This window comes from Streptomyces sp. NPDC001401, assembly GCF_042895385.1.
GTDB lineage: Bacteria > Actinomycetota > Actinomycetes > Streptomycetales > Streptomycetaceae > Streptomyces.
This window is the reverse complement of sequence record NZ_JBIAWI010000008.1, coordinates 316309-332017: the sequence shown is the minus strand read 5'-3', so window position 1 is coordinate 332017 and position 15709 is coordinate 316309. Positions and strand designations below refer to the sequence as shown.

General features: G+C 68.2%; 14 protein-coding genes and 2 pseudogenes. 12 read left to right on the top strand and 4 right to left on the bottom strand.

Annotated elements, in window-relative coordinates; translation table 11 throughout:
• Positions 1-201: 201 nt before the first annotated feature.
• The 6 genes from ACFY10_RS27090 to ACFY10_RS27065 all read left to right on the top strand — a co-directional run bounded on the left by ACFY10_RS27090 (position 202) and on the right by ACFY10_RS27065 (position 4989).
• Positions 202-945 (top strand): SDR family oxidoreductase, encoded by a 744-nt coding sequence (locus ACFY10_RS27090; RefSeq protein WP_390667789.1) that lies wholly within the window; start codon positions 202-204, stop codon positions 943-945.
• An 8-nt stretch (positions 946-953) separates the two neighbouring features.
• Positions 954-1169, top strand: a complete 216-nt coding sequence (locus tag ACFY10_RS27085) for a TetR/AcrR family transcriptional regulator (RefSeq protein WP_390667788.1) — start codon at positions 954-956, stop codon at positions 1167-1169.
• Entirely contained in the window at positions 1121-1477 is a 357-nt protein-coding gene (locus ACFY10_RS27080) for a TetR/AcrR family transcriptional regulator C-terminal domain-containing protein (RefSeq protein WP_390667787.1), read from the top strand. The genes ACFY10_RS27085 and ACFY10_RS27080 overlap by 49 nt, the downstream gene beginning before the upstream one ends.
• 423 nt (positions 1478-1900) lie before the next feature.
• Positions 1901-3043 (top strand): ABC transporter substrate-binding protein, encoded by a 1143-nt coding sequence (locus ACFY10_RS27075; protein ID WP_390667786.1) that lies wholly within the window; start codon positions 1901-1903, stop codon positions 3041-3043.
• A 93-nt stretch (positions 3044-3136) separates the two neighbouring features.
• Positions 3137-4330, top strand: a complete 1194-nt coding sequence (locus ACFY10_RS27070) for a histidine kinase (protein WP_390667785.1) — start codon at positions 3137-3139, stop codon at positions 4328-4330.
• Positions 4327-4989 carry a response regulator gene (locus tag ACFY10_RS27065; RefSeq protein ID WP_390667784.1) on the top strand — a complete coding sequence of 221 codons (663 nt, stop codon included), beginning with the start codon at positions 4327-4329 and terminating at the stop codon, positions 4987-4989. Before ACFY10_RS27070 ends, ACFY10_RS27065 begins: the two co-directional genes overlap by 4 nt.
• 118 nt (positions 4990-5107) lie before the next feature.
• Here the strand turns inward: ACFY10_RS27065 and ACFY10_RS27060 are convergent, their stop codons facing one another.
• From ACFY10_RS27060 to ACFY10_RS27050, 3 genes are all read right to left on the bottom strand, one after another.
• Positions 5108-5437 carry a barstar family protein gene (locus ACFY10_RS27060; protein ID WP_390667783.1) on the bottom strand — a complete coding sequence of 110 codons (330 nt, stop codon included), beginning with the start codon at positions 5435-5437 and terminating at the stop codon, positions 5108-5110.
• A 255-nt stretch (positions 5438-5692) separates the two neighbouring features.
• On the bottom strand, positions 5693-7138 hold the full coding sequence (locus tag ACFY10_RS27055) for a gluconate:H+ symporter (RefSeq protein WP_351804386.1): 1446 nt from the start codon (positions 7136-7138) through the stop codon (positions 5693-5695).
• 102 nt (positions 7139-7240) lie between these two features.
• Positions 7241-8227: a Bug family tripartite tricarboxylate transporter substrate binding protein gene (locus tag ACFY10_RS27050; RefSeq protein WP_390667782.1), complete on the bottom strand. Its 987-nt coding sequence runs from the start codon at positions 8225-8227 to the stop codon at positions 7241-7243.
• A 98-nt stretch (positions 8228-8325) separates the two neighbouring features.
• Between ACFY10_RS27050 and ACFY10_RS27045 the strand changes: the two genes are divergently transcribed.
• The 4 genes and pseudogenes from ACFY10_RS27045 to ACFY10_RS27030 all read left to right on the top strand — a co-directional run.
• On the top strand, positions 8326-9975 hold the full coding sequence (locus ACFY10_RS27045; protein WP_390667781.1) for an ATP-binding protein: 1650 nt from the start codon (positions 8326-8328) through the stop codon (positions 9973-9975).
• On the top strand, positions 9972-10664 hold the full coding sequence (locus ACFY10_RS27040) for a response regulator (protein WP_316770436.1): 693 nt from the start codon (positions 9972-9974) through the stop codon (positions 10662-10664). The genes ACFY10_RS27045 and ACFY10_RS27040 overlap by 4 nt, the downstream gene beginning before the upstream one ends.
• 410 nt (positions 10665-11074) lie before the next feature.
• Positions 11075-11833 (top strand): DUF1349 domain-containing protein, encoded by a 759-nt coding sequence (locus tag ACFY10_RS27035; protein WP_390667780.1) that lies wholly within the window; start codon positions 11075-11077, stop codon positions 11831-11833.
• A pseudogene (locus ACFY10_RS27030) lies at positions 11830-12207 on the top strand (RICIN domain-containing protein); the annotation flags it as partial. The gene ACFY10_RS27035 and the pseudogene ACFY10_RS27030, both read left to right, overlap by 4 nt.
• A 49-nt stretch (positions 12208-12256) precedes the next feature.
• Here ACFY10_RS27030 and ACFY10_RS27025 read toward each other — a convergent pair.
• On the bottom strand, positions 12257-12403 hold the full coding sequence (locus ACFY10_RS27025) for a hypothetical protein (protein WP_390667888.1): 147 nt from the start codon (positions 12401-12403) through the stop codon (positions 12257-12259).
• 396 nt (positions 12404-12799) lie between these two features.
• Here ACFY10_RS27025 and ACFY10_RS27020 point away from each other — a divergent pair, with 396 nt between their 5' ends.
• Complete coding sequence (locus ACFY10_RS27020; protein WP_390667779.1) at positions 12800-14863, top strand: alpha-L-fucosidase; 2064 nt, start codon at positions 12800-12802, stop codon at positions 14861-14863.
• A 485-nt stretch (positions 14864-15348) separates the two neighbouring features.
• Positions 15349-15546, top strand: a pseudogene (locus ACFY10_RS27015) (MarR family transcriptional regulator); the annotation flags it as partial.
• Positions 15547-15709 lie beyond the last annotated feature (163 nt).

The window sequence follows — 15709 nt, the reverse complement described above, 5'->3', positions numbered from 1 at the left end:
CCTGGGCGGCTGCGGCAAGGGCCGGTGAACAGTCAGTGGGTTCCGGCAGCTCACGCATGCGCGGCACCTCACCCACGTCCACGTGATCAACAATTCCCCCCTCGATGGCAAGTGGATCCACTTACCAAGAGGGGAGTGCAGCAGCTACCCCCAGTTGGTAAGTCCCTCGACCTACCTCACGTCTCGACAAGGAACAGACACATGAATCGTCTTGCGGGCAAGCGCGCCCTCATCACCGGCGGCACGAGCGGGATCGGTCTGGAGACCGCGCAGCGTTTTGTCGCGGAGGGGGCGGACGTGCTGGTCACAGGCGTAACCCCGGCCAGCATCGACAAGGCGCGACAGGTCCTCGGGGACAAGGTGCCGGTGGTCCGGGCGGATGCGCGCGACCTCGATGCGCAGCGCGGCCTGGCGGAGCGGGTGCGTGAGCACTTCGGAGAGCTGGACGTGGCCTTTTTGAACGCCGGCGTCTCGGACTGGCTGCCGTTCGAGGACCACACGGAGGACAGTTTCGACCGGCTCTTCGACATCAACGTCAAGAGCGTCTTCTTCCTCACGCAGGCCCTGATACCCGTGCTGGCCAACTCGTCCTCGGTCATCCTCAACTCGTCCGCCAGCGCGCACGGCGGCTACGGGCGGTCGAACGCCTACGCCGCGACGAAGGCGGCTGTCGGCTCCCTGATGCGGTCGTGGAACGCGGACCTGCTCAAGTCGCACGGCATCCGGTTCAACGCGATCAGCCCTGGGCCGGTGGACACCCCGCTGTACTCCAAGTTCGGAGAGCAGCGCGCGGCGATGCTGGAGGCGATCAGCTCCGGCATCCCTGTGGGACGCATGGGTATGCCCGGAGAGATCGCGGAAGCCGTCGTGTACCTGGCCTCCGATGCCTCGGCCTTCACTGTGGGCCAGGACCTCATCCTGGACGGTGGCCAGACCGTCCTCTGACAGCGAGGGTGCGCTGGGAGACGGGCGAGGCCGGGTATCACGCGCAGATCAAAGCGGAGAACCGCGCGCGCATCATCCGCGCCGCCCGCAACCTCTTCCTCGCCCAGGGATACGACAAGGCCTCCCTGGCCCAGATCACCAGGGAGGCCCGCGTCTCCACCGGCACCCTCTTCATGTGCAGTACGTCGAGCCGCCTCCGCCCGGCGATCCCCGGAACGGCCTGACTCACATCGGCCGCGACTACACCTGCCTGGTCTCGCGGCCCGGCACGGCGGCGCTGTGCCGCCTCATCAGCACCGAGCTTCCCCAGACGCCGGAACTCGCTGACATCGTCGGCACCGGCTCAGCCGTCGATCGCGGCCCCTTCTTCGACCGGCTCTGCGACTACCTCGAGGCCGAAGTGCAAGCCGGCACCCTCATCTCCCGTTCTACCGACCGACAGACGCAGACGGCATCCGCAGTGGCCGAACAGTTCCTCGGCATGATCTGCGGCCAGCTCCTGTGGCCCCAACTCGTAGGGACCGTGCGCTGAGCGTCGGCGGGCGTCGCGGATGACGTGCCATTCGGCGAACGGGCGGATGAGATTGACGTGCCGTGGTGGCAGTTCGGCCATGGTCCGCGCGACCCAGTCGGTGAAGAGGGCGAGATTCTCATCGCGTGGCGGCTGGACGCCGGCGGTGGCGAGCAGCCCGCGCGCGTAGGCGGTGGTGAATCACTCCTCGTTGTGCAAGGCGGACGATATCTATACACAAGATCTTTCATGTATCGATGTATCGATGTGTCGGTGGCCAGTGGAGTCCGGTCGGTAGAAGAGTTCGTGAGTCCATCGAACGGTTGAATGCGGTCCCGGCTTACGGGTGACGCGGAACAGAGCCTCCTCCCGCGAGACTTGCCAGATCGTCGAGCCTGAGTCGCCGATGAATCGCAGATCAGACACGAGGAGAGGATTCCCACCATGTCCAGGGACTTCAGCAGGCGCCGGCTGATCGCCGCAGGCGCGGGCGTCGCGTTCGCCGGGGCCGCCGCCGGGCAGGCGTCTGCCGCGCCCGGCGCCCGAAGCGCCGGGGCTTCCCTGTTCGGAGTCCGTGAGGAGCGGCGCTCCTTGGAAGAGCTGTACGAGGCCGCCGTCGCCGAGGGCGGCAAGCTCGTCCTCTACCAGGGCGGCGACGTCGACAGCCAGGCCGCCGGCGTTCGGACCGCATGGGCCGCTGCCTTCCCCGAGGTCGACCTGACGGTCGTCGTCGACTACAGCAAGTACCACGACGTCCGGGTCGACAACCAGCTCGCGACCGGCACCCTGGTCCCCGACGTCGTCCAGTTGCAGACCCTCCAGGACTTCACCCGCTGGAAGCGTCAGGGCAAGCTGCTGCCCTACAAGCCGGCCGGTTTCTCCGAGGTGCACAAGGGCTTCAAGGACCCCGACGGCGCGTGGACGGCGCTGATGGTCATCGCCTTCAGCTTCATGTACGACATTCAGGCCGCCGGAGCCCACGCCCCGAAGACCGCCGCCGACCTGGTCGACGCCCGCTGGAGGAACGCCATCGCGTCCTCCTACCCCAACGACGACGACGCGGTTCTCTACCTCTACAGCCTCTACCAGCGCACCTACGGCTGGGACTGGGTGGCCGCCTTCGCGGCCCAGCAACCGCAGTTCGCGCGCGGGACCCACACCCCTGGCGCCGCGGTCACCGGCCAGCAGAAGACCATCGGCGTCGGTGGCTCCGGCAGCGCGGTCTCCACCTCGACCACACTGAAGTGGGTCCTCCCGGAGGATGCGCCCTTCATGGCCTGGGGCCAGCGCGCTGCGATCCTCAAGCAGGCCGCTCATCCGGCAGCGGCCAAGCTCTACATGAACTGGCAACTGTCCGAGGCTCGCCAGAAAGCGGCCTTCAACGGCTGGTCGGTCCGCGAGGACATCACTCCGAACGCGAGCCTCAAGCCCGTCTGGGACTTCCCGAACGCTCACGTCGAGGACTTCCCGAAGTTCATGGAGGACCGGGCCGAGGTCGAGCGGCTGAAGCAGACCTTCGCCCTGTACTTCGGTGAGGTCAAGGGCGACCCGTCGCCGGGGTGGTTGGGCCTGCACCCGGGGCGGTGACCACGTGGAGGGTGGTTTACCGGGGGCACACAGACGCGTCCTACACTCCTGGCACCGTTGTCGACTGCGTTCGGCCCGCCGCAGGGAGCCCGTGTGTCCCCTTCCCATCCCGTCGCTCAGCGACGGCAGTTCCCGACCGTGCGGCACTTCGCGCACCTGGTCTTCCTGCTTCCGGTCGCGGGCACTCTCGTGCGGCTCGTCGAGCTGAACAGCGAGTTGTGCTGGAGGGTCGCACCGGCTATCGCCGCCCTCGGCCTGCTCTACATGGCCGGGCCGGCCCGCTGGGACCGCTTCGGTGCCGCGGGACGGCCGGTCTGGCTGTGGACGCTGGTACTTCTGTGGGCCTGGACCTCCTGGGAGATCCCGGTACCACTCGCCTTCGCCTACACATGGCTCGCTGTTCCGCTGGCGGTGCTGGCACTGCGGATGCCCGGGCGCGGGGTGACGGTCGCGACGGTGGGCGCGATCACGGCCGGGCTGCTCGCCTCGCTGGTACGGATCGGCGGCGTCGACGCCGATGTGCTGGGGCCCCCGCTCGCCGCCCTTGGCGCCACGGTCCTCCTCTACCGTTCCCAGCAACATTTGAACAGCCAACTGGAGTCCACACGCGGTGAGTTGGCGAACCGTCAGCGTGAGGCCGGACGGCTCGCCGAGCGGGCGCGAATCGCCCGGGACCTGCACGACACCCTCGCTCAGGAACTCGCGGGCAGCCGCATGCTCCTTCAGGCCGCCGAACGGGACTGGCAGCGCAACCCGGACGCCGCCCTGCGCCAGGTGCGTGCTGTCTCCCAGGCCCTCGGCGCGCACCTGGAGGAGACCCGGAGCATCATCAGCGACCTCACACCGCCCGCCCTGGAGCGGGACGACCTGGAAACCGCCCTGCGCGGGCTGTGCACCCGCCTGCAGTCCGCCACCACCGCACCGCACGTCGCCTTTCGTGCGGAAGGAGCACCTCACCTCCTACCCACCGAACGTGCCGTGACGCTGCTGCGCGTGGCTCAGGGCCTGCTCGCCAATGCCCGCGAACACGCCCGGGCGACCCACGTCCATGTCACTCTCACCCACGGGGACGGCTGGGCGGCTGTCGAAGTCCGTGACAACGGACGGGGCTTCGACCAACGGATCGCTCAACCCGTAAGCCCGAACCGGGGGTTCGGACTGGTCGCCGCCAGGGAACGCCTGAGCTCCCTCGGCGGCACGCTCACCGTCGACAGCACCCCGGGCCACGGCACCAGCGTCCGGGCCGTACTGCCGGTGGCCGACCGCGACCTGGTCGGCGCCTCGTGACCGAGAAGACGCTGCGGGTGCTGATCGTCGACGACCACACCGTTGTACGAGCCGGTCTGCGTGCTCTTTTGGAGGGCGAGCCAGGCCTCGATGTGATAGCCGAGACGGGCGATGGCAGGGAGGCCGTACGGCTGGCCCAGCGACTGCGGCCCGACGTGGTGCTCATGGACCTGCGGCTGTCGGACGGCGCAACGTCGGACGACGGCTTCAGCGGGATCGAGGCGACACGCCGTATCACCGCCGCCGCACCGGGCGTCCATGTCGTCGTGCTGACCAGCTACAGCGGCCGTGGCGATGTCGTCCGCGCCGTCGAGGCAGGCGCCCGGGGCTACATCCTCAAGGCCGGCCCGCCCGAGGAGCTGTTCCGTGCCGTGCGCGCCGCAGCTGCCGGCGGCATGGGCTTGGCCCCCGAGGCGGCGGCTCGCCTCGTGGGTCGGCCCGCCGAACCGGGGCCCGTGTTCACCGATCGTGAGTCCGAGGTCGTTCGACTGCTCGCCGAGGGGCTCAGCAACCGGGCCATCGCCTCGGCCCTGTTCGTCACGGAAGCCACGGTCAAGACCCACCTGGTCAGGATCTATCGCAAGCTCGGCACCGAGAACCGGGCCGGCACGGTCAGTGAGGCTGTGCGGCTAGGACTGCTCGAACTGGACGTGGGCTGACCGTTCGGGGGATACCGCGTGTCCGACCGTTGCATGCCGGAAGGGGCACCACTCTCGTGAGAGGCACCCCTTCGGCGTGAGTCCCGGCTCGCGCCGGTCAGCTCCGTGGCCGTCCTGATCAGAAGGACGCAGAAGCACTCCAGCCGCCGTCGAGATCCACGGAGCAGCCGGCACCTGTCATGCGCCGTGCCAGACCGGACAGACGGTCGGAAGCGTCGGCCACGAGCAATGACGAGCCAGGTGCCGTGCCGGGCCGATCCCTCACCTGACTCAGGACGGCCAGAAAGATTCCCAGCACGCCCGGCTGCTCGTCGGTGAGCAACTCGCCGGCCTCTCGGACGACGACCGTCAGGTCGTGGTCCGCGTTGTCCACCACCGTGCGCAGGCAGTCGAGGAAGGCGTCCCAGTGGTGGCCGAACCAGTCCGGGAATCCGAGCCGGGCGCCCATTCGGGTCCTCGATCCGTTGATCAAGGCGTCGGACGGCTCAACTGCGATGCTCCGGAGCCACGTTGCTCATCTATCGAGCGGTGCTCGACCTGCCACGTGAACGTTGACAGGTTCGGTGGGAGGGCGGTGCCGGACTGTCATGGTCCGGCACCGCCCTCCTCGCTACGCGGCGCACTGAGAGCGGCTTTCGATGCGCGGCGCGTCTCGCGGATTTCCCGACCCAGTGGGCCGACGCGGTGCGGGTCGGTCCACTTCCTACGCAAAGACGGACAACAGGAGGGCCATGCCCAAACCCAGCACGCTGACCAGGGTCTGCACCACCGTCTGCGTCTTGGTGGCTTGGGTGAGATCCATGCCGAAGGATTCCTTGACCAGCCAGAAGCCGGCGTGGTTCACGTAGTTCAGCCCGAGGGAGCCTGCCCCGATGGCCACCACGAGCAGCGATGCCTCCAGGCCGCCTCCGCTGACCATGGGGGCGATGATGCCGGTGGCGGAGACGATGCCGACGGTGGCGGAACCGGTGGTCAGCGACAGCAGGAGTGCGATCAGCCAGCCCAGCACGATGACGTTCAGATGCGCCCCCTCGGCGGCGGAGGCGATCGCGTCGCCGATGCCGGAGTCCTGGAGAACCTGCTTGAACGCACCACCGCCACCGATGATGAGCAGGATGGCGGCGATGGACTTCAGGCTGTCCGTCAGGGATGCGCGGACCTCCTCGCCGGAGCGGCCCGTGCCCAGAGTGGTCACGCCGAGAGCGAAGAGCAGCCCGGCGAGCATCGCCACGACGGGTTCGCCCAGGAAGGTCAGCGCGGAACTCACGGTGCTCGTCTCGTCGAGCACCGTTTCGGCGAGGGTACGCAGCAGCATGAGGGCGACAGGGACGAGCACCGCGGTGATGGCCAGCCCGGTCGGTATCCGGGAACGGGAGGTGACGTCCGTATCCGCCGATGACGCATGCGGAGCGCCGGCCGTCACGCTGACGGGCGACTTCTCTCGGACGGACTGCGACGCACCCGTGAACTGCGCGACAAGAGCCTCGTCCGGGCGGACCTCGGCAAGGCGCGGCGCGATCCACCGGGCGTAGACGGGGCCGGCCAGGATCACGGTGGGGACGGCGCAGACGAAGCCGACGACCATGGTGAGGCCCAGGTCGGCGTGGAGACCGGTCATGGCGGTGAGCGGCCCCGGGTGCGGCGGCAGCATGCCGTGCAGGGTGGACAGCGCGGCGATGGCCGGTACGCCGAGCAGGACGTAGGGGGAGCCCTTCGTGCCGCCCTGGGCCTCCAGCCGGCGCGCCACGCTGAAGATCAGCGGCAGCAGCACGATCAGGCCGACCTCGAAGAACATCGGGATGCCGATCACGAACGCCGCGGCCGTGACCAGCCAAGGCAGCCTTTGGGTACTGGAGCGGTCGATCAGGGCGTGGGCGAGGGCGTCGGTGGCGCCCGAGTCGGACAGCAGGCGCCCGAGCATGGCGCCCAGGGCCAGTGTGATGCCCACGTCCCCGAGGGTGCCGCCGGCACCGTCCTCAAGGGACTCCACCAGTTTGGCGGCGGGCTCACCGGCGGCGAGGCCGGTGCCGACAGCGACGACGATGAGCGCGACGAACGGATGGATGCGCAAGCGGGAGTTGATGAGGTAGATCAGGGCCGTGATCGCGATGGTGAGGATGAGCAGCAACCACCAGGTGTGCGTGGTCATGCGGGTGCCTTTCGACGGACAGGTGATGGGCATGGCGAAGTGAGCCGCAGCGCGGAAGGGTGTTTGTGCGGCTGGTGTCAGGAGGGGCGGGCGGTAGCCCGGTCAGTCCAGTCCGAGATCCCTGACGAGACGGGCCACAGATGTGTCCTGTTCGGACAGGTACGCGGCGAAGGCATCGCCGGTGGTGAACGCGTCGGTCCAGCCATGGCGGCGGAGTTCCGCTTTCCATTGCCGGGACCGGTGCATCGCCGTCAGCGCTTCGATCCACCGCTTCCGGTCGGCGCCTTTGATGCCGGGCGGCGCCACGACTCCCCGCCAGTTGCTGAAGACCAGGTCGATGCCGGACGCCTTGAGGGTCGGTACTCCGGGCAGTGCGTCGATCGGTCGTGGGCTGGTCACCGCCAGGACCCTGAGCTGACTGGCGTCGATCTGGTCGAGGAACTCGCCGAACCCGGTGGTGGCGAAGTCGACCTTGCCGTCGAGGAGAGCGGGCAGCAGGTCGCCGCCACCGCCGCCATAGGCGACGTAGCCGACCCGATGCGGCTTGATACCGACGGCCTTGGCCAGCTCCATGGCCAGCAGGTGGTCCGGTCCGCCGGGTGAGGACCCGCCCCCGACCTTCAGGCTCGCGGGATTCCTCTTCCAGGCGGCGATCACATCGTCGATCGACCGGTAGGGCGAGTCACGGCGCACGACCACCGCGCCGGCCTCCGCGACCAGCCGGGCCAGCGGAGTGGTCTCGATGACGGACGCCTTCGCGTGTGCCACGTGCGACGCACCGATCACTCCGAGACCCATCTGCAGAACGAGCCGGCCGTTGCCCCGCTCGTTCACGATGCGCTGCAGGCCGACCGTGCCGCCTGCTCCCGGCAGGTTGAAGACCTGCACGCCGGAGTCCACACCGGTCTCCTGCAGCACGCGGGCCACTGTCCGGGCCGTGGTGTCGTAGCCGCCACCGGGGGTGTTCGGAACCATGATCCGCAGCCCGGTGTCGGCCCCTTCCCCGTCGGGCAGCACCTGGCACCCGGTGACGAGAAACAGTGACAGCGCGAGGAGGGCGCCGCGAAGGGCGTGCGAGCGACCTCTCATGGCACCTCTCTTCCGCAGCCGTCGGGATGGACGTCATGATTGTGCGGCCCGTGGTGCGAGCCGCCCAGTTTGTGTCAGCAGTAGAGATTGAGTTCGTTGTGGTCACCAGTTTTCGGCGTCATACCCTCGCGGGCGAGATGCTGGCGCTGCAGCTCGCCATCGTCGTGGTCGTGCTGCTGGCGGTCGCGGCGCTCTCGCTCGCCCAGTCGGAGGCCACCTTCAGCCGGGTCGAGGGCCGCCGCGTGAGTGCGCTGGCCGAGCAGTTGGCCGCCAATCCACTGGTGCGCAACCAGCTCCCACGACCGGCGCCGGAGGAGACGCTGGCCCCGCTGACGCACTCCACGCTGGTGCAGTCCGGGATCACCTCCGTGACGATCGCCGACTCCTCCGGTCGCATCGTCAGTTCGACCAACCCGACGGTCATCGGTGACCGGCTGCGGCTCGGACCGGGGGTGGCCCGCGGACGGGGCTGGTCCGGCTCGCTCACCTGGGACGGCAGCCGCGAACTGGTGGCGCAGGTGCCGGTGCTCGGCGCGGCGAGCGGGGACCTGGGGCGCACCCTGGGCACCGTCATGATCGGGGAGGCGTCCCCGACGGTGTGGCAGCGGCTCAGCGGTGCTTCTTCCTATCTCCTCGCCTACCTGGGCATCGCCAGCGGGCTGGGCCTCGCCGGCTCCTGGCTGCTGGCCCGACGGGTCAAACGGCAGACGCTCGGTCTGGAGCCGCGAGAGATCACCGGGCTCGCCGAACACCGCGAGGCCATGCTGTACGGGATCGCCGAGGGCGTGGTCGCCCTGGATCCCCAGCAGCGCCTCACCCTGGTGAACGAGGTGGGCAGACAGCTGCTGGACCTGCCCGAGGAGTGCGTGGGCCGTACGCTGGGCGAGCTCGGCATCGACGGCCGTCTTCACGACGTACTCACCGGCACCCGGCCCGAAGCGGAGCACGGGCCCGACGAAGTGGTCATCCGGCACGGTCGCGTGCTGGTGATGAACAGGATGACCGTCACGAAGAACGACCGCCTGCTCGGCTCGGTCACCACGCTGCGGGACCGCACCGAACTGGCTCGGCTGGAACGCGAGATCGGCTCCTTCCGCAGCACGTCCGAGCTGCTACGGGCCCAGACACACGAGTTCGCCAACCAGCTGCACACCATCTCCGGACTCATCCAGATCGGCGAGCAGGACGAGGTCGTACGCTACGTCCGGGCGCTCACCCGGCGCCGCCAGTCCCTGGACATGACCATCGGCCGCCGCATCCACGATCCGGCCGTCGCCGCCCTCCTCATGGCGAAGGACTCCCTCGCGGCCGAACGCAGGATCACCCTGAAGATCTCGGACGTCACCTCCCTCGGCCGGCTCGCTTCGGAGGACGCCGCCGACGTGGCGACTGTGGTCGGCAACCTGGTCGACAACGCCATCGACGCCGCAGCCGGAAGCGGCCTCGACGACCGGGAACCCTGGATCGAGGTCGAACTCCGGCAGGACGCGTCCAGCGTGGAGATCGTGGTGTGCGACTCGGGCCCGGGCGTGGCTCCCGAACTCGCCCAGGAGGTCTTCCACCACGGTTTCACCACCAAGGCCGCCGCGGAGGGCGAGCGGGGCATCGGCCTTGCACTCACCCAGCTCGTCTGTGAACGACGGGGCGGGGAGATCAGGGTGACCAACACCGCCGAAGGCGCCCGGTTCACCGCGCGCATGTCCGTGAGCCACTCAACGGAAGCGATCGAGGAAGGAGCAGCACGTTGACGGACACCTCCGGCACGATCGACGTTCTCGTCGTCGACGACGACTTCATGGTGGCTCGGGTCCACCGCACCTTCGTCGAGCGGGTGCCTGCGTTCAGGGTCGTCGGCACCGCGGGCACGGGTGAGCAGGCCATCACCGCAGTCGACGAACTGCGCCCGGATCTCGTTCTCCTCGATCTTTATCTCCCCGATGTCTTCGGCCTGGACGTCATCCCGCGGCTGCGCACCGCGGGACACGACTGCGACATCATGGTCATCAGTGCCGCGCGCGAGGCCGACACCGTGCGCGGCGCGGTCCGCCACGGTGTCGTGGACTACCTCCTCAAACCCTTCGACTATGAGGACCTGAAGCCCCGCCTGGACCGGTACGCCGCACGGCGCGGCCGGCTTCTCACCACGGTGGTGCGCGGCCAGGCCGACATCGACCGGGCTCTGTCCGCAGGGTCTGTCCCCGCTGCTGTCGCCGGACTCCCGAAGGGTCTGAGCGTGGAGACCGCCGACCTCGTCCAACGCACGCTTCGCGATGCGGACGGCACCCTGTCGGCCGCCGAATGCGCGGCCGCCACCGGTATCTCCCGTGTCAGCGCCCGCCGTTACCTGGAGCACTTCCACACCACCGGCACGGCGGCCGTCGCCCTGCGCTACGGCGCGGCCGGCCGGCCCGAGCGGCGCTATGGCTGGCGAGGGTGAGAAAGAGAGTGTCCCTCCCATCATCGGAATCGGTCTGAAGCGCGACGTAGGGGGATTTTCGAATCAGACTCCGCCCCGAGTTCCGAGGCGGAGCCTCTGCGCGCTGGAAGGTGAATCCGCTGCGGGCGAGTTTCGAGGCGCGGAAGCTGGTTGGGTTCGTCCTTCCAGGACGCGTTCTGGACGCAGGTTGGACACAAGGATCGGAAAAGACCGACAAGGGCTGAGAAGGGGTGAGGTGTCAAACCGCTCCTGAGCTGGGAAAACGGCCAAGATTGGCATTGATCGACAAGGGTCGCCAAGATCCTCAAAGGACTCATAATCCGTCGGCCGTGGGTTCGAGTCCCACCCGCCCCACTGCGCAGGGCTTTGACCTGCGGAAACGTCTCATCTGGGGGTGCGGATTCAGGGCGTTGGTCCACGGGGCTGAATCCGCTGCTCGTGAGTTCGACTCCTTTGCCATCTACTACTCCACCGACGGATCCACCTTCACCCAGATCGGCTCGGCGGTGACCCTGCCGTCCATGGCCGCCACCCAGGACGCCGGTGTCATCCACACCGCCCACAGCACCACAGCCGGCAGCGCGACCTTCAGCAAACTGCAGATCCTCACCTCGCCATGGCGTGCCTACAGCTCCATCCCCGCCGCGGTGAGCCAGAGCCAGGGAGTGACCTCCCTGACCAGCGCGGGCATCGACACATGGGAAACGACCGCGCTGCACGACGACGAGTACTCCGCCGCCTACCAGCCGGCCGCCGCGGGAACCTCCTCCACGGTCACCGTCCACGTCGACAGCCAGGACAACACCAACGCCTGGAGCAAGGCCGGCCTGATGCTGCGCAACAGCATCGCCGGAGCCGGCTCGTCCGCCGGGTACGCATCCCTCGCCGTCACTCCGAGCAACGGCGTCAGCCTGGAGTGGGACTCCGGCAGCGACGGCTACGTCGACAAGATCACCACCAAGACCGGTCGCTCCGCCCCCGTCTGGCTCCGGCTGGTCAGGAGCGGCACCTCGGACACCGGTTCCTACTCCACCGACGGCACCACCTTGACCACCGTCGGCACCGCCACGCTGACCGGAGCGAACAGCAGCCTGCACGCGGGCACGTTCTTCACGGCCCACAGCCCCACACCCGGAACCGCGAGCTTCAGCCAGTTCTCCATCAGCTGACGCAGCGGAAGGGGCACCCGTCGCCGATCCGGCAGGCCCCCTTCAGCCGGACCGCGGCAGGACCGCCAGGCCCAGCGACGCCTGGCGGTCCTGCGCCACGCCGAGGAAGTGACGGAGACGTCTCGCTGCCCGCGGACAGGCATCGTCCCGGTCGGCAGGCAGCTCTGCAAGACCATGAAAGGAACAGCGGCAAGGTCCTCGACATCAACGGCTTCAGTCACCGCAGGGAGACTTCTCCACAGCAGTACACCTTCGCCGGCGCCAACAACCAGCTGTGGTACTTCCAGCCGGTCACCGGCGGGTACCTCATCTGCAACCTGGAGAGCAGACAGATACCGGGGGTGAGCGGCGGATCAACGACGAGCGGAGCCGCCATCGATGAGTGGATGGTGACGGTGTGCCCGGAAGGCGAAGACTTTCCGGTTACACCGACCCCCGCGCCGCATACGGGACCTCGGCCTCGAAGCCGAGCAGGTGCCCGATGCTCGCGCGGCGCAGTTCGGCGGCGTGGTCCTCCGCCGACCCCACGGCAACGTCAAGCGGCTCCGGGACGGCGAGACCAGACGGCACAGCCGTGCGCACCCGGCCGCGTTCTGCGGGCCGACGTCATCGACGCGGCCCGGCTGCTGCGGCCAGTCAAGCGGCGGGCCATGCCCGCCGGCTTCCCGCCGCCGAGCAGCAGGCTACGACCAAGATCAATAGTACGCGCAATGGCGGCGCTATAGATCCCATGTATAGCGCTCCACTCACCGAATGAGTGACCCCTCAGGTCTAACGTACCCGCCCTGAATCTTCCTTTTCCTCCCGTGACTTGGACCGGTATCGCCTCAACCGTAGACGCGGCCCTCGCAGTTGCCCTATAAATCCATCCGATGTCTTCTAGAGGGTGAAGCGGAACATGGCCGCCATGCCGGTGTTCCGCTCGTAGCGCCCTGCCCTCCCTCCCCCAACACATGGAGCCGCACCATGTCCTCTGCATCCCTCAGCAGACGCTCTCTGATGAAGGCCGCCGCCCTTGCCGGAGGAGTGGCGGCCTTCGGGCTGCCGCAGGCCCTGTGGCCCGCCACCGCCGAGGCGTACACCGTCCCCTCGAAGATGGACTGGTGGTACGAGGCCCGGTTCGGGATGTTCATCCACTTCGGGTCCTACTCGTACCTCGGCCAGGGCGAGTGGGTGTTTGCGCAGCAGCGGTGGAGCAAGGCGAACTACCAGACGCAGGTCAGCCAGAAGTTCAATCCGACCCAGTTCAACGCGGCCGCCATCGCCGAACTCGCCAAGAACGCCGGCATGAAGTACCTCGTGATCACCGCCAAGCACCACGAGGGCTACGCGATGTGGGACTCCGACGTGGCGAGCTTCACCGACACCACCGGCACCAAGCTGTACAACCTGCACGACTACAGCGGCTTCCAGACCGACCTGCTCGGGGACCTCAAGAGGGAGTGCGAGAGCCGCGGGATCAAGTTCTGCCTGTACTACTCGATCCTCGACTGGAACCATCCTTCACAGACCGAGCGTCACGAGGGCGGTCTCACCACGATGTCCTCGCAGGCCGCCCGCACCGCCTACATCGCCGACATGAAGGCACAGCTCCAGGAACTGCTGGACCGCTACGACCCGGCACTGCTGTGGTTCGACGGCGACTGGTCCGGCGAGCCCTCCAGCCCCACCCTGGAGGACTGGTGGCTGAAATCGGACGGCGTCGACCTCTACAACTGGCTGATCGCCCGCAAGCCCGGCCTCGTCGTCAACGAACGGGTCAAGCGGGACCTCGGTCTCGGCGACTACGCGGTCGCGGAGTTCGGCATACCCGCCACGCCGATGAACCGGCAGTGGGAGAAGTGCGCCACCATGAACGGCTCCTGGGGTTACAACGCGGGCTTGGAGACCCGCTACAGGCCCTTGAAGGACCTCGTCCGGGAACTCGTCACGGTGGTCTCCCGGGACGGCAACTACCTGTTGAACATCGGCCCCACGGGCGAGGGCCTGGTCACCGCCGGAACCGAGTCCGTCCTGAACGGCCTGGCCTCATGGATGTCGACGTACAGCGACAGCATCCACGGGACCAGCGGCAGCCCGTTCACCTTCGAACCGGCGTGGGGGAAGGTCACCAAGAAGAGCGGCAAGCTCTTCGCCCATGTCTTCACCTGGCCCACGAACGGCCAGCTGGCGATCCCGGCGCTCGACAACACGATCAGCCGCGTCTACCTGCTGGACAACCCCTCGGTCTCGCTCTCGTACACCGTCAGCGGCGGCACCATCGACGTCACCGTGCCGGCCACCGCGCCGAACGCCAACGTCTCCGTGGTGTGCGTCGAGGTCCTGGGCATGCCCATCGGGGTTTCCACGTCAGCGACGGTGTTCCAGAACGTCAACTACCAAGGGAACAGCGCCATTCTGCCGCTGGGCAGCTACACGTCCTCCCAACTGGCCGCCGCCGGCCTGGGGGCCGCCATGGCCTCCTCCATCCTGGTACCCGACGGCTACCAGGTGACGGGCTACTCCGGCGACAACTTCACCGGCACCGTCTGGACGTTCACCTCGAACGCCCCCGACCTCGTGGCGACCGGCAACAACGACGCGATCAGATCACTGAAGGTGACGTTCAGGCCCGACAAGTACTTCCGCCTGACCAATGTCACCAGCCGCTTGGTGCTGGACAGCGGCGGCGATGTCGCCAGCGGCTCGAACCTGAAGCAGTGGTCGCCGGTAAACAGCTCCAATCTCCAGTGGCAGGCAGTGGAACTCGGCGATGGTTACTACAAGCTCGTCAACCGCACCAACGGCATGGTCGCCGACGGCTGGGGCTCCACCGCCAACGGCGATCCGGCCCGGCAGAAGGCATGGGACGGTGGCGACACGCAGCAGTGGCTGATCACCCCCCGCGGCCGGGGCCAGTACTCGATCGCCAACCGCAGCACGGGACTGGTCCTCGACAGCGGCGGAAGAGTCGCCTCCGGGTCCGTGACCAAGCAGTGGACGTGGCAGCAGAGCACCAACCTGCTGTGGACGTTCAGCCCGGTCGCCTGACCGGCGCCACCCCGGTGGCCCACCTTCCCGCCCGGTCGGGGCTGCGGCACACGACCGGGCGGGAAGCGTCGCAGGACGGCAAGCCGGTTCCCTGCCCAAGAACAGCGGGGGCACTGGCTCGTGCGCTGCATCTGCGAGTCGAGGAGTTACCGAAGTTGCGGCAGCAGGCGGGGGCGGGACGCGGTCGGCACCGGAACGTCCAACCGTAGAGTGGGAACCGCACGCCACGGAGGTCGATCCGGCCGTGTGAGTCAAACGCCGGCGAGCACCGCCACCGCCTTCACCCGCTATGCGAGTGGATAGGGGTTTGTCTTCACCTGAACGTGTGGCAGTGCGGCATCCCGGTCGGCCGGCGGCCATGGGCGCGTTGGCCTGGGCGCCGTGAGCGAGCGCAAGTCCTACAAGGCCGACGTGAGCGACGAGCAGTGGGCGCTGGTCGAGCCTGTGATCGCCGCGTGGAAGGCGGCTGGCTCACTCCCGATGAGATGCGAGCCTGCAGCAACTTCATCGACTGCTCGACCCTGCTGAGCGACTGCCTCGATCAGCAGTTACGGCGCGACGCCGACGTGACGCATGCGGATTACAGCCTCCTGGGACGCCTCTCCGCGCGCCCCGACCGCACGCTGGGGATGTCGGTGCTCGCCGAGCAGCTCAAATTCACGCGCAGTCGCCTGACGCGCGCGGTGATCCGCCGCGAGAACGTCGGCTACGTACGGCGCCGGGACGACCCGGCCGACCGGCGCGGTCAGTTGGTCGAACTCACAGAGGAAGGCATGGAGTTGCTGAATGGCGCGCGGTGTTCGACGCGCTCAGTCCGGAACAGGTGGAGCAGTTGGCGGCCATCAC

Bases quoted from the DNA above. Each gene is read 5' to 3' on its own strand.
- ACFY10_RS27090 (WP_390667789.1), top strand. From the start codon at position 202: ATGAATCGTCTTGCGGGCAAGCGCGCCCTCATCACCGGCGGCACGAGC.
- ACFY10_RS27075 (WP_390667786.1), top strand. From the start codon at position 1,901: ATGTCCAGGGACTTCAGCAGGCGCCGGCTGATCGCCGCAGGCGCGGGC.
- ACFY10_RS27060 (WP_390667783.1), bottom strand. From the start codon at position 5,437: ATGGGCGCCCGGCTCGGATTCCCGGACTGGTTCGGCCACCACTGGGAC.
- ACFY10_RS27055 (WP_351804386.1), bottom strand. From the start codon at position 7,138: ATGACCACGCACACCTGGTGGTTGCTGCTCATCCTCACCATCGCGATC.
- ACFY10_RS27050 (WP_390667782.1), bottom strand. From the start codon at position 8,227: ATGAGAGGTCGCTCGCACGCCCTTCGCGGCGCCCTCCTCGCGCTGTCA.
- ACFY10_RS27020 (WP_390667779.1), top strand. From the start codon at position 12,800: ATGTCCTCTGCATCCCTCAGCAGACGCTCTCTGATGAAGGCCGCCGCC.